General features: G+C 66.6%; 17 protein-coding genes and 4 tRNA genes. 9 read left to right on the top strand and 12 right to left on the bottom strand.

The window, feature by feature from the left end:
• Positions 1-4: 4 nt before the first annotated feature.
• Both EU513_RS05380 and EU513_RS15785 read left to right on the top strand, forming a co-directional pair.
• The gene (locus EU513_RS05380) at positions 5-772 is read left to right on the top strand and encodes a class I SAM-dependent methyltransferase (protein WP_240795930.1); all 768 of its coding nucleotides are present in this window, start codon (positions 5-7) and stop codon (positions 770-772) included.
• 47 nt (positions 773-819) lie between these two features.
• Positions 820-1563, top strand: a complete 744-nt coding sequence (locus tag EU513_RS15785) for a GNAT family N-acetyltransferase (RefSeq protein WP_168990148.1) — start codon at positions 820-822, stop codon at positions 1561-1563.
• A gap of 154 nt (positions 1564-1717) precedes the next feature.
• Here EU513_RS15785 and ettA read toward each other — a convergent pair whose 3' ends face one another.
• The 6 genes from ettA to EU513_RS05345 all read right to left on the bottom strand — a co-directional run bounded on the left by ettA (position 1718) and on the right by EU513_RS05345 (position 8757).
• Positions 1718-3400, bottom strand: a complete 1683-nt coding sequence (gene ettA, locus EU513_RS05370) for an energy-dependent translational throttle protein EttA (protein ID WP_129624866.1) — start codon at positions 3398-3400, stop codon at positions 1718-1720.
• Positions 3401-3456: 56 nt separating this feature from the next.
• Positions 3457-3879, bottom strand: coding sequence for a single-stranded DNA-binding protein (locus tag EU513_RS05365; protein ID WP_129624865.1), 423 nt, complete (start codon positions 3877-3879; stop codon positions 3457-3459).
• Between the two features lie 130 nt (positions 3880-4009).
• Positions 4010-5656, bottom strand: a complete 1647-nt coding sequence (locus EU513_RS05360; protein ID WP_129624864.1) for a GTPase family protein — start codon at positions 5654-5656, stop codon at positions 4010-4012.
• Positions 5653-7365 (bottom strand): dynamin family protein, encoded by a 1713-nt coding sequence (locus tag EU513_RS05355; protein ID WP_129624863.1) that lies wholly within the window; start codon positions 7363-7365, stop codon positions 5653-5655. The genes EU513_RS05360 and EU513_RS05355 overlap by 4 nt, the downstream gene beginning before the upstream one ends.
• A gap of 61 nt (positions 7366-7426) precedes the next feature.
• Positions 7427-7503: transfer RNA gene (locus tag EU513_RS05350), tRNA-Arg, on the bottom strand.
• Between the two features lie 39 nt (positions 7504-7542).
• The gene (locus EU513_RS05345) at positions 7543-8757 is read right to left on the bottom strand and encodes a PrsW family intramembrane metalloprotease (RefSeq protein ID WP_129624862.1); all 1215 of its coding nucleotides are present in this window, start codon (positions 8755-8757) and stop codon (positions 7543-7545) included.
• Positions 8758-8798: 41 nt separating this feature from the next.
• On the opposite strand from EU513_RS05345, the gene orn reads away from it, so the two are divergent.
• Positions 8799-9446: an oligoribonuclease gene (gene orn / locus EU513_RS05340; RefSeq protein WP_370447345.1), complete on the top strand. Its 648-nt coding sequence runs from the start codon at positions 8799-8801 to the stop codon at positions 9444-9446.
• Positions 9447-9522: 76 nt separating this feature from the next.
• Positions 9523-9598: transfer RNA gene (locus EU513_RS05335), tRNA-His, on the top strand.
• Between the two features lie 54 nt (positions 9599-9652).
• Here EU513_RS05335 and EU513_RS05330 read toward each other — a convergent pair.
• Complete coding sequence (locus tag EU513_RS05330; protein ID WP_129624861.1) at positions 9653-11377, bottom strand: YihY/virulence factor BrkB family protein; 1725 nt, start codon at positions 11375-11377, stop codon at positions 9653-9655.
• Between the two features lie 178 nt (positions 11378-11555).
• On the opposite strand from EU513_RS05330, the gene EU513_RS05325 reads away from it, so the two are divergent.
• The 3 genes from EU513_RS05325 (at position 11556) to EU513_RS05315 (ending at position 13988) form a co-directional block, all read left to right on the top strand.
• Positions 11556-11631 (top strand) — tRNA-Lys (locus EU513_RS05325).
• A gap of 121 nt (positions 11632-11752) precedes the next feature.
• Complete coding sequence (tdh, locus tag EU513_RS05320) at positions 11753-12790, top strand: L-threonine 3-dehydrogenase (RefSeq protein WP_129624860.1); 1038 nt, start codon at positions 11753-11755, stop codon at positions 12788-12790.
• Between the two features lies 1 nt (position 12791).
• A complete protein-coding gene (locus EU513_RS05315; RefSeq protein ID WP_129624859.1) occupies positions 12792-13988 on the top strand; it encodes a glycine C-acetyltransferase in 1197 nt (398 codons plus the stop codon).
• Between the two features lie 49 nt (positions 13989-14037).
• Here the strand turns inward: EU513_RS05315 and EU513_RS05310 are convergent, their stop codons facing one another.
• Both EU513_RS05310 and EU513_RS05305 read right to left on the bottom strand, forming a co-directional pair.
• A complete protein-coding gene (locus EU513_RS05310; protein WP_129624966.1) occupies positions 14038-14334 on the bottom strand; it encodes a co-chaperone GroES in 297 nt (98 codons plus the stop codon).
• Positions 14335-14362: 28 nt separating this feature from the next.
• Positions 14363-14635, bottom strand: coding sequence for a DUF3618 domain-containing protein (locus EU513_RS05305; protein WP_129624858.1), 273 nt, complete (start codon positions 14633-14635; stop codon positions 14363-14365).
• 76 nt (positions 14636-14711) lie between these two features.
• On the opposite strand from EU513_RS05305, the gene bcp reads away from it, so the two are divergent.
• Positions 14712-15179 carry a thioredoxin-dependent thiol peroxidase gene (gene bcp, locus EU513_RS05300; RefSeq protein WP_129624857.1) on the top strand — a complete coding sequence of 156 codons (468 nt, stop codon included), beginning with the start codon at positions 14712-14714 and terminating at the stop codon, positions 15177-15179.
• Between the two features lie 100 nt (positions 15180-15279).
• A tRNA-Leu gene (locus tag EU513_RS05295) sits at positions 15280-15361 on the top strand.
• Between the two features lie 171 nt (positions 15362-15532).
• On the opposite strand, the gene rdgB is transcribed toward EU513_RS05295, so the two are convergent.
• The 3 genes from rdgB to EU513_RS05280 all read right to left on the bottom strand — a co-directional run bounded on the left by rdgB (position 15533) and on the right by EU513_RS05280 (position 17991).
• On the bottom strand, positions 15533-16138 hold the full coding sequence (gene rdgB, locus EU513_RS05290) for an RdgB/HAM1 family non-canonical purine NTP pyrophosphatase (protein ID WP_129624856.1): 606 nt from the start codon (positions 16136-16138) through the stop codon (positions 15533-15535).
• Positions 16135-16899, bottom strand: a complete 765-nt coding sequence (gene rph / locus EU513_RS05285; protein ID WP_129624855.1) for a ribonuclease PH — start codon at positions 16897-16899, stop codon at positions 16135-16137. The genes rdgB and rph overlap by 4 nt, the downstream gene beginning before the upstream one ends.
• 66 nt (positions 16900-16965) lie before the next feature.
• Positions 16966-17991 carry a S66 peptidase family protein gene (locus tag EU513_RS05280; protein ID WP_129624854.1) on the bottom strand — a complete coding sequence of 342 codons (1026 nt, stop codon included), beginning with the start codon at positions 17989-17991 and terminating at the stop codon, positions 16966-16968.
• Between the last annotated feature and the right edge of the window lie 26 nt (positions 17992-18017).

The following is an 18017-nucleotide window of genomic DNA, read 5'->3' as shown; positions in this document are numbered from 1 at the left end:
CTCCGTGGAAGAGCAACTACTGGAGCGCTGGCGAGCCGAAGAACGCGACCAACCCGAGGGCTGGGACTTCTCCTCCTTGGATGACCGGATGACCGAGTCGCAGGAGCCGTGGGATCTCGACGCTCAGTACCGTCAAGCTCTGGGCAACGCTCAGCACGTGCTCGACATGGGGACCGGCGGTGGCGAGTACCTCCTCCGGTTCGCCGATCTTCTTCCCGCCGACACCACCGCTACTGAGGGTTGGCAGCCGAACATCTCTGTCGCACAGCGCAATCTCGCCCCGCACGGCATCGAGGTCATCGAGTACGGCGCGCCGGACGAGGACGTCGACTCGGTGCGAATGCCGTTCGCCGACGACCGTTTCGACTTGGTCCTCAACCGCCACGAGTCGTACTCGCCTCATGAGTTGGCACGCGTGATTGCGCCGAGCGGCACCGTGCTGACCCAGCAGGTCGGCGGCGACGAGTGCGCGGAGATCGGCGGGTGGTTCGGCCAGACTGGCGCCCTCCCCCACGTGAACTTCGCACAGTTCCGAGAAGAACTGCAGGACGCCGGCTTCTCTGTTATCGACGGAGCCGAACACGTCGGCGTCTACACATTCGAAGATGTCGCAGCGCTGCTCGCCTACCTGCAACTCGTGCCATGGGAGACACCCGACGACTTCAGCGTCGACTGGTACCAGGATCGACTGCTCGACCTCCACCGACGAAGTTCTGGGGGACCGATCACAATGACTCGGAAGCGATTCTGGCTCAAAGGAGTTCGACAATAATCATCCGACCCGAGACCCCAGCCGACTTCCCCGCGATTCGGAAGGTCGTGACCGAGGCATTCGAGTCGCATGCCGAGGCCGACCTGGTCGATCGCATCCGCACCGGCAGCGAGTACCGACCTGACATGGCGCTGGTCGCCGTCGAGGCCGACCAGATCGTCGGCCACGTCATGATCGACGGTTGCTGGGTCCGTGGCGAACACGGGGATCGCGAGATCCTCATGCTCTCGCCGCTCGCCGTACTGCCATCCCATCAGCAGCACGGCATTGGTTCGACGTTGATCAAGGCTGCTCTCGACGCCGCTGGTCGTGCTCGAGGGATCACCGACCTTTTACGGCAACCGAGGGTTCGTCTTCGCCGGCGACACGGACTCGCCCTGGCCTATCCCCGACTGGGCTCCACGCGAGGCGGCCCAGGTCTACCTGCTCAGCGGGTACGACCGACAGGACACGTCGTTGCGGGAACGGTCGTCTACCGCCCTCGTTCGACGATCTGGGTTGAGCCGCCGACTCAGCCGGTAAGTCATCTGGTGCGACGAACGATCTCGGTATCGGGCAGCGCCAACGGTCGGTCGAGTTGCTCCGACGGCAGCCACTCGTGCCAGGGCCGCGACATCGGTGCCGCCAACGGTTCGATCATGGTGCGCACCGCGTGTTCGCCGATCGACCAGATTGCATGCGCCTGCTCGGGCGTGCAGCGGCCTTGGCCGACAGCGGCATCGAGTTCGTCTGCGTCCTTGAGCCAGACGTCTTACGTGCCGCCCGGTCCGACGTCGACCCACAGGTCGTGAGCGAGGCATTCAAGTCGAAGCCCGAGGCCGAGTCGAGGAAGTTGCCGCCCGCCTTCGATCGCTGACGGCGCCGTGAGTCCCACGAACCTACCCCGGACGAAACGAGCGCCCCGCAACCGTGTGGCTCCGGGGCGCTCGTTGTGCTGACTCGAGGTCAGTCGCGGGTCAGCTTGCGGTAAGTGACGCGGTGCGGACGAGCCGCCTCGGCACCGAGGCGCTCGATCTTGTTCTCCTCGTAAGAGTCGAAGTTGCCCTCGAACCAGTACCACTTGGCCGGGTTCTCCTCATCGCCTTCGTAGGCAAGGATGTGCGTCGCGACGCGGTCGAGGAACCACCGGTCGTGGCTGATGACCACGGCGCAGCCCGGGAAGTCGAGCAGCGCGTTCTCCAGCGAACCGAGGGTCTCGACGTCCAGGTCGTTGGTCGGCTCGTCGAGCAGCAACAGGTTGCCGCCCTGCTTGAGGGTCAACGCCAGGTTGAGGCGGTTGCGCTCACCACCGGAGAGCACGCCGGCCTTCTTCTGCTGGTCGGGGCCCTTGAAACCGAACTGCGACACGTACGCACGTGACGGGATCTCGACCTGACCGACCTGGATGTGGTCGAGCCCGTCGGAGACGACCTCCCACAGGGTCTTCTCCGAATCGATGCCGCCGCGGCTCTGGTCGACGTAGGAGATGTTGACGGTGTCGCCGACCTTCACCTCTCCGCCGTCCGGCTCCTCGAGGCCGACGATCGTCTTGAACAGGGTGGTCTTTCCGACACCGTTCGGACCGATGACGCCGACAATTCCGTTGCGGGGCAACGTGAACGACAGTCCGTCGATGAGAGTGCGGTCGCCGAAGCCCTTCTTGAGGTTCTTGACCTCGATCACCTGGGCACCCAGCCGCGGGCCCGGCGGGATCTGGATCTCCTCGAAGTCGAGCTTGCGAGTGCGGTCGGCCTCGGCCGCCATCTCCTCGTAGCGCGCCAGACGAGCCTTGCTCTTGGTCTGGCGGGCCTTGGCGTTCGAGCGAACCCACTCGAGTTCGTTCTTCAGACGCTTGGCGAGCTTGGCGTCCTTCTTGCCCTGCACCTGCAGGCGTTCCTGCTTCTTCTCCAGGTAGGTGGAGTAGTTGCCCTCGTAGGGGTAGAGGCGACCGCGGTCGACCTCACAGATCCACTGCGCAACGTTGTCGAGGAAGTACCGATCGTGAGTCACGGCGAGTACGGCACCGTGGTAGGCCTCAAGGTGCTGCTCCAGCCAGGTGACCGACTCGGCGTCGAGGTGGTTGGTGGGCTCGTCGAGCAGCAGCAGGTCGGGCTTGGACAGCAGCAGCTTGCACAGTGCCACGCGGCGACGCTCACCACCGGAGAGCACGGTCACGTCAGCGTCCGGCGGCGGGCAGCGCAGGGCGTCCATCGCCTGCTCGATCTGGGAGTCGAGATCCCAGGCGTCGGCGTTGTCAATCTTCTCCTGGAGCTTGCCCATCTCCTCCATGAGGGAGTCGAAGTCGGCGTCGGGCTGGGCCATCTCCTCGGAGATCTCGTTGAAGCGGTCGAGATCCTTCTTGATCTGACCCATGCCTTCTTCGACGTTGCCGCGAACGTCCTTCTCCTCGTTCAACGGCGGTTCCTGCAACAGGATGCCGACGCTGTAACCGGGCGACAGGCGAGCCTCGCCGTTGGACGGCTGGTCGAGTCCGGCCATGATCTTCAAAATGGTCGATTTGCCCGCGCCGTTCGGGCCGACGACGCCAATCTTGGCGCCGGGGAAGAACGACATGCTCACGTCGTCGAGGATGACCTTGTCGCCGACGGCTTTGCGCGCCTTGGTCATGGTGTAAATGAACTCAGCCATGCCCGTCAGGCTATCGGTGGGCGCGGCGCCCTCCCAATCGAGAGCCGCACCCGTGGTCAGGCCGGCACGCCCTCGCGCTGCATCTGCTCCTGTCCGACCTCGCTTGGCTCCTCCCGCTGGGGACGTCGGAACTGGGCGGTGCCGCGGCTGAGGTCATGCCCGACGGTGGACGCGGTGACGACGACCTTCTGCCGCTGGCCGCCGTCCTGGCCCTGCCAGGAGTCGACACTGATTCGACCGGTGACGATCACCGGGTCGCCCTTGTGCAGTGAACTCATGACGTTCTGCGCGAGGTGGTTCCAGCAGTCGACGTCGTAGAACGTGGTCGACAGGTCGCGGTACCCGCCCGTCTCCTTGTCACGGGTCGACGGAGTACACGCGACGGCGAACCTCGCCTTGCGCGATCCGCTGTCGAAGTCGTGCACCTGCGGGTCGGCGGTGAGGTTGCCGGTGATGGTGACAGTTGCGTGGTTGCCCATGGTTCTTCCCTTCGAGGATTGCCGGCCGACCGTTCGGCCTGGTCGAACCTTCGTCCCGGGCGCGGGGATGCGAAAGCCGCCGCCGTCCGGGTGTGGACGACGGCGGCCTCGATCGTGGGCTGTGGAGAACTCAGCGTGCCGCCTGGTCGAGCGCCTCGCGAGTCGCCCGGTGCTCGGCGAGCACGGCTCGCACGGGCGCCACCAACTTGATCTCACCGACCTCGGACACTGCGTCGCGCAGGCGGCGTTCGGCGGCAGCGCGCCGACGACGTCCGCCCTTGGCGGCCAGGAAACGCGAGAGCACCGCAAGCAACAGCCCGAGCAGGAGCCCGCCCGCGAGCATGAGCACCGGGATCGGGATCCAGCCCCACGTGGGCACATCGAGCTGAATCTGAGCAAAGCCAAGACCTGCCAGCAGCAGCAGCCACAGCAGACCGGCGAGGGCGATCGCCGCGAAGAGCCACTGCAGCATCGAGAACACGGTCCACCAGACCGGGTCGCGATCGCGCAGCTTGGTACCCATCACCGCCTGGTCGAGCGAGTCGCGTAGGTCGTCGTTCTGCGGCGAAGCGGCGTCGTACACCGCGTCCGCCCAAGGCTGCGGGAGCCCCTCGGCGGCCCGCTCACCGAGCCGGCGAGTCGCCAGGTCCACCGCCGCCAGAGCCGCCGGCGAGGCGGGCGGCAGCGAGGAACGGCCGAGAGCACGCTGCCCCTCGGACCGGGTCAGCTGCGAGGCGACCTTGTCCAGGCCCAGGCGAGAAAGCGGCGCCGGGCGGAGCTTGTTGGCCCACCGGGTGAACGGCCACCCGCCGTGCGCAGCAGCGCGCTGCCGGTAGTCGCGTTCGACAGCCTGACCGATGACCGGCACGGCCGCGGCCTTGGCGAGGGCATCGGTGAGTTCGTCACCCGTTTTGCGCCCGAGTTCGGGCTCGGTGTCGGCGACGTGCTTGCGCAACTCGACCGCCTGCACACGCAGGTCGGCCGCCAGCCGCTGGTTGGCGGCATTGCGGTGGGCGACGACCTTTCCCAGGGTGGTGCGCAGCTCGTCCAGGCCGATGCCCTGGGCGGCCGAGGTGGCGAGCACCTTCACCCCGCTCAGACCATCACGCTCCAGCAGCTTCTCCAGGTCGGCGATGCAGGCCTTGGCCGCCTCGCGGCTGAGCCGGTCGATCTGATTGAGGACGACGATCGTCACCGCCGCGTGGCCGGCCATCGAGCGGATGTAGTCGTCGTGCAGGACGGCGTCGGCGTACTTCTGCGGGTCGGTGACCCAGATGAAGACATCCGACAGCTTCAGGACGCGGTCGGCCTCGTGCCGGTGCGCGATGACGTTGGAGTCGAAGTCGGGAAGATCGAGCAGCACGAGACCGTCGAGCGTCCCGGTGGTCGGTGCGGCGAGCGGCACCTGGTGCCGGGCTCCCACCCCGACCCAGTCGAGCAGCGGACCGGACGGATCCTCCCCCCAGACCGCAGCGGCGGCCTGAGAGGTGGTCGGACGCCGTGCACCGATCCTCGAAACCGGTTCGCCGACAAGCGCATTGAACAGGCTGGACTTGCCGCTTCCGGTCGCTCCGGCAAGTGCGACGACCGTGCGTCCACCGGCAATGCCACTGCGTTCGGCGACCTTGCGCTCCAGGTCGCGAACAACCGCGACATTGGACGCCGGGAGTCGCTCACCGCCGTGCTCGATCGCTGTCTCCAGCGCCTTGCCACGCTGCTGCAGCGCCTCGTTGCTGACGACGCCGCCAGACTTCCGCTTGAACAGATCGGGGCTCATCGTGCCGCCTTCACTGCCGCGAGCGCCGGGCCGATCCGGTCGTCCGTGGACGCCTGGCCGATCTCATCCGACAGCACTTTCTCGAACCGCTGCTCCTCGGCCTCGAAGAGTTCTGTGGTGCGCTCGAGGAGCAGGCGACGCGCCTTCGCGCTGAGCGTGCGCACCGCCTGATCACCGAAGATCGCTTCGAGCAGTCGCTGCGCGAGCACCGCCGATCCACCGGCGATGCCGACCTCGGCCCCGGTCAGGCCGGCGGTCGCGGAGAACGAGATGAGCATGAGCATGACCGCGATGCCGTTGATACCGAAGGCGAGGAACCGTGCGGTGGTGCGCCGCGAACCTGCTTCTTCACGCACCATGTCCATCACGTCGCCCTGCCAGTCGCGAACCGCACGCTCCACCTGCTCTCCGAATCCCTTTGACGCAGAGCCCAGTTCGCGATGCTTCTCGATGATCGGCGCCCCGCCGGGAGTGGTGCGCCAAGCCCGCGCCGAGGCGATCGCCGCAGTCTCCGCGTGGTTGACCAGCAGAGCCGCGACGCCGGAATGCAACGCCTCGCCGAGGTTCTCGGCGGGTTCGGCACGCCCGCGTCCACGCAGTGCTCCGACGACCCGGTCTCGCATGCGCCCGACGCCTGCTTCGAGCTGGCGCAGTAGTTCTCCCGTGCCGACGAACTCCTGCCAACGCGCGAGCACCTCGCCACGCAGCAACGAACCGTCCTGGACGCCTTCCTTCACGCCATCGAGCGCTGCGGAGTACGCCTGCTGCGGAGCCTGACGCAATTCGTCTGCGGCAGAACGCTGTTCCTGCGACAGCGACTGCAATGACCGACCGCGTTCGTTCAAGGAGTCCAGCGCGCCGTCGAGCGTGCGTCGGATGACGATGCTGCGGGCGTGAGCATCGGCAGCGAGGGAGCTCAGCCACCCGCGGATGCGAGTCACCTCGCTGACCGGAAGCATGCCGGTCTTGGACAACGTCGACTCCGCAACGGCGAAGACCGGCGACTGACCGAGTCCGCGCTCCATCAGCATCCCGGCGAGGTCGGCACGCACCTCCTCCATCGCGTCCATCGGCACCCGGTCGAGCACGACCGCTACCGACGTCCCGCGGTGGATCGCCTGCTGCAGCAACTCCCACGGCACGGCGTCGGCGTAGCGGGTGGCGGTGGTGACGAAGATCCAGAGGTCGGCGGCGCTGAGCAGCTGCCGGGCCAGGTCACGGTTCGCGGACACGACCGAGTCGATGTCGGGCGCATCCAGCAGCGCGAGTCCACGCGGCACCGAAACGCTGGCGACAAGTCGCAGCGTGTTGGGGTCGTGGGCTCCGGCGGAGTCGCCGGTCAGCCGGGCCAGCTCGGGCAGGATCCGCTTGGTGGTGAACCAGTGCGCGTCGTCGGGGTGGTGGATGAGCGTCGATGCACGCGTGGTGGGTCGCAGCACGCCGGGCGTCGTCACGGTCTCCCCCACGATCGAGTTGACGAGGGTCGACTTGCCCGCGCCGGTGGACCCACCGACGACCGCCAGCAAGGGCGCGTCGAGGGAGTTGGCGCGCGGAATGATGTAGTCGCGCAACTGATTCAGCAGATCACCACGACCGGCACGGGCCTGCTCGGCACGCGGGGTCTCCAACGGGAAGTGCGTCCCTTCGACGGCTGCTCGCAGTTGGTCGAGAGCGGCAGGCAATCGGGACGGATCAGGGACTTGACTCACGGGTAGGAGTCTAGAGTCCGCTGCGACCCCGGACGCCCACACCGATGGACCAACCTGCGGATGGCGCCCCCTGCAGGACTCGAACCTGCGACCTAGGGATTAGAAGGCCCTTGCTCTATCCAGCTGAGCTAAGGGGGCAACGGCGGGAAGTCTAGACCGACCCACCGATGGACGCGGTCAGCGCAGCGGGGTGCGCATCGGCGGGCGACCGATCGGCGTCCACTCGTAATGCCGGTAGAGCGGTGTGCCGAGGAACGGGCGACGCAACATCCACAGCGCTTCGAGCAGCTTGTGTTCACGCGCGAACGAGTCGGGTCCGTGGTCGCCGTGGTTGATCCGGGCCCGCAGCATGGCCAGTTCGCTCGCGATGTCCTGGAACTGCTCCATCTGGAGTTCGAGCGTTTTGCCACCGTGGGACTTCGCCCAGGCACGCGCGTACCGGCGCTCCGACATGGACGCGAGCATCCGTACCTCGGGCGGAGACAGCCACGAACTGTCGACGTATCCCGACAGTTGCTCGCCGATCCTGGCCGACTCCCGGCGCCGGGCGATCACCAAGAGAGCCACGAATGCACAGAACAGCGGCACCTGCACCAGGACGTAGGTGAGCAGCCAGCCCTCTTCGGCGAGGATCGCGAGCGCGTTCCATCCCATGTGCAACATGACGGCGCAGACGAAGCCCATGAGCGGCGGCAGGACGCGCATGGCGAATCCGCGGGATGTGGCCGCGATCCCCACGCCGATCCCGATGCAGATGGTGAACATTGGATGCGCGAACGGACTCATCAACACCCGGACGATGAACGTGCCGAACAGGCCCTCTTCACCGGAGTCGGCATAGCCGTTGGCGAGGTAGACAATGTCCTCGACGAACGCGAAGCCGGCCGCACACAGGCCGGCGTAGACCATTCCGTCGACGATGCCGTCGATCTCTTTGCGGCGGAACACGATCAGCAGGATGAGTGCCAGACCCTTGAGGGCCTCCTCGACCGGCGGAGCGACGAAGACGGCGACCGGAGCGTTGTTCTCCGCCGTCGCCCCGATCAGGTAGCCACCGATGTCGTTGAGCAGTGCGGCACCGACCGTCGCGACGCACGCCCCCCACAGGAACGCGAACAGCAGCATTCCCCACGGCTCGGGTTCGAACCGGTCGAGCCACAGGAAGACCGGTACGACGATGCCGAGCACCACAAAACCTGTCGCGATGCCCAGAACCGTTGCGGTCAGCCCGGATTGAGCGTGCAGACTCGCCAGAACCACAGCGAGGCAGAGCCCGAAGAAGACGATCCCGATGGTCCAGGAGATGGCGCGACGCAGTAGCGGACGCCGTCCGTTGAGGTGTGCGAGCTCCGCTCTGGACAGCGTCCGGACACTGTCCGGCAGGATCCCCATGGCGAAGACCCTACCGACGATCGGCTTCGTGCGGCTCTAGGCTGCAGGGTGTGAGTGAGGACAAGACAAGCAACGAACGCATCATCTGGATCGACTGCGAGATGACCGGCCTCGACCTCGAGGCGGACGCCCTGATCGAGGTCGCGGTACTGATCACCGACTTCGAGCTGAACCAGATCGGTGACGGCATCGACGTCCTCATCAAGCCCGAGCCGACCGCGCTCGAGCAGATGAACGAGTTCGTCCGCGACATGCACACCAGCAGTGGGCTGCTCGACGAACTCGACCAAGGCGTGACGATGGCCGAAGCCGAGCAGCAGGTGCTGGAGTACATCCGCCAGCACGCCCCGGAAGCCGGCAAGTGGCCGCTCGGCGGCAACTCCGTGGCCACGGACCGCGCGTTCCTGGCCCGCGACATGCCGGAACTGACCGCCCACCTGCACTACCGCCTCATCGACGTGTCATCGATCAAGGAGTTGTCGCGTCGCTGGTATCCCCGCGCGTACTTCAACGCGCCGAAGAAGGGCGGCGGTCACCGCGCCCTGGCCGACATCACCGAGTCCATCGCCGAACTGCGCTACTACCGCGAGGCGGTGTTCGTACCCCAGCCCGGGCCGGACTCCAAGACGGCCCGCGCGCTGGCCGCCAAGCACGTCGTCGGGAACGAAAGCGAGACCACATCCGGCTGAGCCGGGGTTGGTCAGAAGCACTGTCCGAGAGCAGGTAGGATAGTCCGCGCTGCCTCACGTAGGCGGCATCTGCATGGTGGGTGTAGCTCAGCTGGTAGAGCACCGCGTTGTGGTCGCGGTGGTCGCGGGTTCAAGTCCCGTCACTCACCCCATATGAGAAGGCCCGGTGACGAATCGTCACCGGGCCTTCTTCGTGCCTGTCGCGGTCAGAGTCCGCGAGCGGCGTACCAGTCGTTGCGTCGCTTCTCCCGCTCCGTGGCGACCTGCTGTTCCAGCACGCTCGGCGCCGGGGGCGCACCCTGCGGCCCTTCCGCCTCACCCGGAACGAACGCCTTGCTCTCGGCGGTCGGTTCGAACGCCCTCTTCTCGCGTGCCTCCTGCGCCCTGGCTGCGTTCGCCTCCGCCTGCTCCACCTTGAAAGCCTGACGACGGGACTCGCGCTCGGCCAGGATGCGGTCGCGCTCGGCACTCGGACGCGGGGCGAACTGCGCGCGCACGGCGTCCACCGCCTCCCACTCCTTGGCCAACGGCAAGGCGTCCTTGTGCGCCTTCTCCAGTTCGCGCCGCTCCTTCTCCTTCTCGGCCTGCTTCTTCTTGACCTTCGCCTCCTGCGCGGTCTTACGTTCACGCACCTTGCGCTCCTGCGCGGCGGCGATCAACGCTTCCTCGCGACGGGCGTCACGTGAGTTCTGGACGTAGACGGCGGCGTCGTTCGGGTCGGTCGGCATCGACTCACGGGTGCGCGTGGGTCGCGTCAGGACGGTAGCCGGCTCACGGTCGACCGGCGCCGAGCCGTTGCCCACCTTGCCGTGCTGGCTCGGACCCATCGCCAGCCCGAAGTCGCGCGCGGTGGCGGTCTCGGCATTGTCACGGCCGGTGTAGGCGTCCATGCTTCCTCCGGAGTTCACTCGCAGCTCGATCGCGTCGGCGACCTGCTTCTCGTCCTTCTCGATCTTCTTGTCGATGCCGTCGGTGTCGCGGGCGGGCAGCAGGATGAGGCGCTCCGCGGGCAGGCCCGACTTCAACTGGCGGGTGCGCAGGAGTTCGGCGTCGAGCTCGGCACCGAACAGCAGCGCGATGTTGGTGATCCACAGCCACAGCAGCAGGATGATCGCGGCGGCGAAGGCACCGTAGGTCTTCTGGTAGCTGGCGCCCTGGGTGAAGCCGATGTAGGCGACGAGCGCCAGCGACGCGAGCACCCAGACGACGAAGCCGACCACCGCACCGGAGCTGAACAGCCGGTTGCCCTTGGCACGTCGCACGTTCGGGGTGGTGCGGTAGAGCATCGAGATGATGCCGATCACCACGAGCGCCACGAACGGCCACTTCACGAGGTCCCAGACCATCACTGCGGTGTCACCGAGGCCGATCGCACTGCCGACCTCCTTGGCAACGCCACCGCTGAGCACGAGCGACAGCATGACCAGCACGATGAGCACGATCTCGATGGCAGTCACCAGCAGCAGGGTGCCCTTGAGCTTGAGGAAGGAGCGCCCCTCCTCGACCGCGTAGATCCGGTTGAGCGCACGACTGAACGCACCGACATAACCGGACGCCGACCACAGCGCACCACCGATACCGACGATCAGGGCGACGCCACCGCCGGGGGTCGCCTGCACGTTGTCGATGAAGCTCGTGACAGCGCTGAGATCCTCGGGGCTCTTGCCGATGATCCGGCCGATCGACTCGACCAGTTTGCGCGTCGTCTCCTTGCCGTTGCCGAAGATGTTCAGCAGCGAGATGACCGCGATGAGGCCGGGGAACAGCGACTGCATCGCGTAGTAGGTGAGTGCCGCCGCGGCGTCGGTGCCGCCGTCCTGGGAGAACTTCGAGCGGGCGCGGGAGAACGCGACCTTCCAGTCGGGCTTGGCGGGTGACTCCGGGGGTTCGTCGAACGGCCGGTCAATCACTTCGTCGTGCAGGACGGTCATGGGTTTCAGGTCCTCCGAGGCAGACAGTTACTACCAGGGAACCTACCGAGAATCGGGGCCGCGCGGGCATTCGCGCCCGGTGGCACTTGGTCGCGACACGGCGAGCGCGCGCTTGCAACCGGCCGCGCTCAACCGATTTCACACTGGCCCGGGCCGTGGGGTAATGTTGTTCCTCGTTGCGCCATTAGCTCAATTGGCAGAGCAGCTGACTCTTAATCAGCGGGTTTGGGGTTCGAGTCCCTGATGGCGCACCAGTCACGAAGGCCAGGCAATCTGCCTGGCCTTCGTCGTTATTCGCGCACGCCGCAAGTGTGCGTGGACACCCACGACGCGCCGCTGTTGTCTTCATCACACTTCCTGGCAAGATGGCCGAACGTGCGTGCATTGGCCAAGACATCGGCAGCCCCCGGACTTGAACTCATCGACGTTCCAGAACCCACCGTCGGCCCCGGCGAGGTGAAGATCCGGGTGCTGCGAGCAGGTTTGTGCGGCACCGACCTGCACCTGCAGCAGTGGGACGACTGGGCGTCCTCGATCGTCAAACCGCCGCTGGTCATCGGCCACGAGTTCTACGGCGAGGTCGTCGGGATCGGTCCCGGCGTCGACAGCGTGACCGTCGGGCAGCGTGCGTCCGGTGAGGGCCACGTGGTCTGCAACGAGTGTCGCAACTGCCGCGCCGGCCGGCGACAGGTCTGCATCCGTACCAACAGCGTTGGTGTCAATCGCGACGGCGTGTTCGCCGACTACGTCGTGATCCCGGCGTCCAATGTGTGGGTGCAGCCGGCCGACATCGATCCCGACCTCGGTGCTGTCTTCGACCCGTTTGGCAACGCCACCCACACTGCACTGTCCTTCCCGATGGTCGGCGAGGACGTCCTCATCACCGGCGCCGGACCCATCGGCGTGATGGCGGCCGCGATCGCCAAGCACGTCGGCGCACGGCACGTCGTGGTCACCGACGTCTCCGACTACCGCCTCGAACTGGCCCGCGGCGTCGGCGCCGACCGGGTCGTCAACGTGGCGCAGCAACGGATCGCCGACGTCCAGAGCGAACTGGGCATGCGCGAGGGCTTCGACGTCGGCCTTGAGATGTCGGGCAACGCGCAGGCAATGGCCGAGATGATCGACAACATGAACCACGGCGGACGCATCGCGATGCTCGGCTTACCCGGTGACGACTTCGCTGTCAACTGGGGCCGGGTCATCACACACATGCTCACGATCAAGGGCATCTACGGCCGCGAGATGTACGACACGTGGTACGCGATGAGCGCGATGCTCTCGACCTCCCCGGAACTCAAGCGCGCCGTACAGTCGGTCATCACCCACCGTTTCCCCGCCGAACAATGGCAGGACGCGTTCGCAGTTGCCCGATCGGGCAACTGCGGCAAGGTCATCATGGATTGGAGCTGAGATGTACGCCATCAAGGACCAGCTGAGCGCGTCGTTGCGTGAGATCGACGACGCCGGACTCACCAAGCGCGAGCGCGAACTGACCACCCCGCAGTCCTCCCACGTCGCCACCACGGCCGGCGAGGCACTGAATTTCTGCGCGAACAACTACCTCGGTCTCGCCGACCACCCCGACGTTGTCGCTGAGGCGCGAAAAGCGTTGGACGAGTGGGGTTTCGGCATGGCCAGCGTGCGTTTCATCTGCGGCACCCAGACCCAGCACCGCGACCTCGAACGCGAACTGGCCGACTTCTGCGGCACCGACGACGCGATCCTCTACTCCTCCTGCTTCGACGCCAACGGCGGCATCTTCGAGGTGTTGTTCGAGGCGCAGGACGCGATCATCTCCGACGAGCTCAACCACGCCTCGTTGATCGACGGCATCCGCCTGTCGAAGGCCAAGCGGTTCCGTTACCAGAACGCCGACATGGACGATCTGCGCACCCAGCTGCAGGCGGCGAAGGACGCGGACGCGCGCCGCGTGATCATCGTCACAGACGGCGTCTTCTCCATGGACGGCTACTACGCGCCGCTGGAACAGATCTGCGACCTGGCCGAGGAGTTCGGCGCGATGGTCATGGTGGACGACTCGCACGCCGTGGGTTTCGTCGGCAAAGGCGGACGCGGCACGCACGAGCACTGCGGCGTGATCGACCGCGTCGACATCGTCACCGGCACCCTCGGCAAGGCCCTCGGTGGCGCTTCCGGTGGCTACGTCGCCGCACACCAGGAGATCGTCGACCTGCTGCGCCAGCGGTCTCGTCCGTACCTCTTCTCCAACGCCGTCGCACCCTCGGTGGTCGCCGGGTCGCGCAGGGCACTGGAGCTGGCTCGCTCATCCGGCGAAGGACGCGCGCAGCTGCGCCGCAACACCGAGCTGTTCCGTGAGCTGATGACCGACGCCGGTTTCGAGTTGCTTCCCGGCTCGCACCCCATCACCCCGGTGATGTTCCCCGGCGAGGACGGAGCGCGCCAGGCCGCACAGGTCGCCGATGCGATGTTGCAGCGTGGCGTCTACGTGATCGCATTCAGCTACCCGGTCGTCCCGAAGGGCAAGGCCCGGATCCGCGTCCAGCTGTCCGCCGCCCATTCGGAGGACGACGTGCGCACCTGCGTCCAGGCGTTCATCGACGCGCGTTCCGAGGTGCTCGGTTCCTGAACCGAAATGACTGCGGGGCAACCGATTCGGTTGCCCCGCAGTCATTTTTTCACAGATAGAGACCGGTCGATCCGTCGTCCACCCGCTGGGCCGCAACCGCGTGCAGGTCGCGTTCGCGAAGCAGGATGTACGTGCGGCTCTGCAGTTCGACCTCGGCCTTCTCGTCCGGGTCGTACAGCACCCGGTCACCCAGCTGCACCTGCCGGACGTGTTGCCCGACGGCTACGACCTCGGCCCAGGCCAGTCGCTTGCCCATCGCCGCGGTGGCCGGGATGACGATGCCGCCACCGGACCGCCGTTCGCCGCCCTCACCGTCCGCCTTGACGAGCAGACGGTCGTGCAGCATCCGAATCGGAAGGTTGTGCTTGTGCTCCTCAGCCACGGAGACGGCGCAGCAGGCCGAGCACGAGCAGGAACGCTCCGGCTCCGCCGACCATCTTGCCGACCTTGTCCTCGGCGACGTCGCCGTCGGAGGTGCGGGTCATGTCGTTGGCCTTCAGCTTGAGTCCCTCGACCTGACGCTTGGCAACCTCCTTGGGCTGCGCGCGGAAGGCGAGTTCGTCGATGGTGCTTGCCAAGCGCTGACGGGACGCCTGGAGTTCGGCCTCGATCTCCTTGGCGTTCTTCGGTGCCGGCTTGTCGGCCATGGGGTTACTCCTTGAGGTTCGTGGACTGCCTGAGACGATAACGCAGACAGACCCGCCAGTACGTTCGGAGGACCCCATGACTCGTCTCGCAATGTCGGATCCCGCACCCGACTTCACCCTGCCGTCCAGTGAAGGCGGATCGGTGTCACTGTCGGACTACCGCGGACGCCACCTGGTGATCTTCTTCTACCCGGCCGCGATGACCCCCGGCTGCACCAAGGAGGCCTGCGACTTCCGCGACAGCCTCGCCGGCCTGGCCGAGGCCGGCTACGACGTCGTCGGCATCTCCCCCGACCCTGTCGCCAAGCTGGAGAAGTTCGTGGAGCAGGAGTCGCTGACCTACCCGCTGCTGTCGGACGAGGACAAGTCGGTGCTCGAGGCGTACGGCGCCTACGGCGAGAAGAAGCTCTACGGCAAGACCGTCGTGGGCGTCATCCGCTCCACGATCGTCGTCGACCCCGAGGGCAAGGTCGAACTGGCGAAGTACAACATCAAGGCCACCGGCCACGTCGCGTCCCTGAAGAAGGCCCTCAAGCTGGCCTGAGCCGCGTCCTGCAGAAATCCGCGCACCTCCTGGATCGACGCATGTTCCTACCTGCGCGGAATCCACGCAGGGATTCCGGTGATCTAGTCTTGGTGCGCTTGCGCGAGTGGCGGAATTGGCAGACGCACCAGGTTTAGGTCCTGGCGCCTTCGGGTGTGGGGGTTCGAGTCCCCCCTCGCGCACTTTCGGTCCCCGACGCAGACTCGCTTGCGAGCGATGAACGGCAGCGTGGACGCGGCCAGGACATACGCGCCAAGCGATGAGATCTGGTTGAAGAGCTGGAAACCGTCCGCTCCCAGTCGTCGGCGTAGCGCCGCGTCACGCTGCGGTCGCGCACCCGCTGCGCGATCGTCTCAGGTGAACAGCCGGACGAGGGTGGGCACCAGCGCACGGAAGGCCTGGCCGCGGTGAGAGGCGGCGTGCTTCTCGGTTGCGGTGTACTCGGCGAACGTACGGCCGTCAGGCAGTTCGAAGATCGGGTCGTACCCGAACCCGTTGGTGCCGCGCTGCTCTCTGGTGAGCCGTCCGTCGACGACCCCGGTGGCAGAGTGCAACGCACCGTCCGGCATCGCGAGCACCACCGAACACTCGAAGCGAGCGATCAGCTTGTCGATCGGCACGTCGGCGGTCTGCGCGAGCAGCAGGTCGATGTTGGCCTGGTCGTCGCCGTGACGTCCTGCCCAGCGCGCGCTGAACACACCTGGACAGCCGCCGAGCACGTCCACCGAGATTCCTGAATCATCAGCAACCGCAGGCAGATTCAACTTCTCGGTCGCGTACTTGGCCTTCAGGGTGGCATTCTCGATGAAGGTCAGCCCGGTCTCCGGAACGTCCTCGAGTTCGGGGAAATCTCCCACTCCCACCACGCGCAGCCCGTCCAGCGCGGGCTCGGAGTCGATGAGCCCCTGCAGGTCGGCGATCTTGCCGGCGTTGCGGGTCGCGAGGACCAGGTCGCTCATCGTGAACGCTCGCGGGCGGGCGTGTCCAGCGCTTCCTGCTGCAGACGGGTGAGGTCGCCGATGCCCTTGGCGGCGAGATCGAGCAGCGCGTTCAGTTCGTCGCGGTCGAAGGGTGCACCCTCGGCAGTGCCCTGCACCTCGACGAAGCCACCGGCACCGGTCATCACGACGTTCATGTCCGTCTCGGCGGTGGAGTCCTCCGGGTAGTCCAGGTCGAGGACCGGAACGCCCTTCACCACGCCGACGCTGATGGCGGCGATGGATCCGGTGAGCGGCTGCGCGTTCTTGGCGATCAGGCCCTTCGCCCGGGCGTCCTCGATCGCGTCCTGCACGGCCACGTACGCCCCGGTGATGGCTGCGGTGCGGGTACCACCGTCCGCCTGGAGGACGTCGCAGTCGAGCACGATCGTGTTCTCCCCCAACGCTTTCGTGTCGATGATCGCCCGCAGCGAGCGTCCGATCAGCCGGGAGATCTCGTGTGTGCGGCCGCCGACCTTGCCCTTGCGCGATTCGCGGTCACTGCGGGTGTTCGTCGAGCGCGGCAGCATTTCGTACTCGGCGGTGACCCACCCGGTTCCACGGCCCTTGAGCCAACGCGGCACACCTTCGGTGAACGATGCGGCGCAGAGCACCCGGGTCTTGCCGAACTCGATGAGCACGCTGCCCTCGGCGTGGTCGAGCCAGTTGCGGGTGATCTTGATGTCGCGGAGTTGGTCGTTCGCGCGGCCGTCGTGTCGGGTCTGAGGAGTGGCGTCGGTCATGCGCTCCAGACTAGGACGCAAGCCATCGGACACCCAACGGCATGCAACGCCGCGCGGATCACGCGTTCACCGCAGCGTCTGCGAGATCTTCCGTCGGCCGGCGTCCACCGTGACGGTCGCCAGCCCGCCGTTAACGAACGACATGTACGGCGGCACGTGGCCGAAGTCCATGTCGGCGATGATCGGGATGTCGAGTCGGGCGAGTGCGTCGATGGCGGCGTCGTGCTGGCTCATGTACTGCGCGTCCCGAGCCGAGGTGCGCCCCAGCAGCACGGCGTTGGCGTTGTCGAACCAGCCGGCCAGTCGCATCCCGTGCAGCGCGCGGGCGACGTCGTAGGCGCCCTGTTCGCAGACCTCCAGATAGACCAGCAGACCATCGGACGCGTGCTGCTCGCCGAACGCCCGCACGTCGCCGTACGCCGTTCCGGCCAGCGGCGACAACACCTCGACACAGCCGCCGATCAACCGTCCGCTGATCTCCAAGGACGAGGGACCGTGCAGCACCTTCCACGAGGTCGGCACGTTCAGCGGCATCGTCGTGGGAGTCGGGTCCTTCTCCCAGTCGTCGAAACCAGGCGGACGCCGGTGGGTCGCGGCGTGCTGAGTGAACGTGCCGCCGGCAGGCGTCGCCGCCGCGACCCACCACGGCGCCAATCCCTGCGGCAGGTCGTACGGAGTGTCCATCAGATTGTGCCCGTGCAGGGTGGCCAGCCCGGTGCGCAACGTCACGGCGAGCAATTGCGTACTCGTGTCGCTGAAGCCGACCAGCCAAGTCGGTTCGGCGGCACGGATCGCGTCGTAGTCGAGCAGGTCGATCAGGTCGATGGACGTCTCCCCTCCCCACGGCGGCACGACCGCGCTGATCGAGGCGTCGGTGAGGAAGGCGTTGAGTTCTGCGGCGCGCTCCGCGACGGGTGCGCTGACCTGCGTGCCACCACGCAGACAATTGCCCTCGATGACCTCGAAACCCTTGTCCCGCAACCACTTCAGCGCGAAGTCGAGCCGACCTTGGTGGCGAGGTTCGCACCCGGCGGACGGCGCTGTCACAGCGATCGTGTCGCCGGCCTGCAGGGGTTTCGGGTAACGGACCATGTGTTCAGCCAAGCCCGAACCCGGCC

Source organism: Yimella sp. RIT 621 (genome assembly GCF_004146205.1).
GTDB classification, from domain to species: domain Bacteria; phylum Actinomycetota; class Actinomycetes; order Actinomycetales; family Dermatophilaceae; genus Yimella; species Yimella lutea.
Note: the sequence above shows the minus strand (reverse complement) of the source record. Positions and strands in the feature narration are given on the sequence as shown.

Coding starts and splice junctions, on each gene's coding strand:
- ettA (WP_129624866.1), bottom strand. CDS start 3,400: ATGGCTGAGTTCATTTACACCATGACCAAGGCGCGCAAAGCCGTCGGC.
- EU513_RS05365 (WP_129624865.1), bottom strand. CDS start 3,879: ATGGGCAACCACGCAACTGTCACCATCACCGGCAACCTCACCGCCGAC.
- EU513_RS05360 (WP_129624864.1), bottom strand. CDS start 5,656: ATGAGCCCCGATCTGTTCAAGCGGAAGTCTGGCGGCGTCGTCAGCAAC.
- EU513_RS05345 (WP_129624862.1), bottom strand. CDS start 8,757: ATGGGGATCCTGCCGGACAGTGTCCGGACGCTGTCCAGAGCGGAGCTC.
- EU513_RS05330 (WP_129624861.1), bottom strand. CDS start 11,377: ATGACCGTCCTGCACGACGAAGTGATTGACCGGCCGTTCGACGAACCC.
- EU513_RS05315 (WP_129624859.1), top strand. CDS start 12,792: ATGTACGCCATCAAGGACCAGCTGAGCGCGTCGTTGCGTGAGATCGAC.
- EU513_RS05310 (WP_129624966.1), bottom strand. CDS start 14,334: ATGCTGCACGACCGTCTGCTCGTCAAGGCGGACGGTGAGGGCGGCGAA.
- EU513_RS05305 (WP_129624858.1), bottom strand. CDS start 14,635: ATGGCCGACAAGCCGGCACCGAAGAACGCCAAGGAGATCGAGGCCGAA.
- bcp (WP_129624857.1), top strand. CDS start 14,712: ATGACTCGTCTCGCAATGTCGGATCCCGCACCCGACTTCACCCTGCCG.
- rdgB (WP_129624856.1), bottom strand. CDS start 16,138: ATGAGCGACCTGGTCCTCGCGACCCGCAACGCCGGCAAGATCGCCGAC.
- rph (WP_129624855.1), bottom strand. CDS start 16,899: ATGACCGACGCCACTCCTCAGACCCGACACGACGGCCGCGCGAACGAC.
- EU513_RS05280 (WP_129624854.1), bottom strand. CDS start 17,991: ATGGTCCGTTACCCGAAACCCCTGCAGGCCGGCGACACGATCGCTGTG.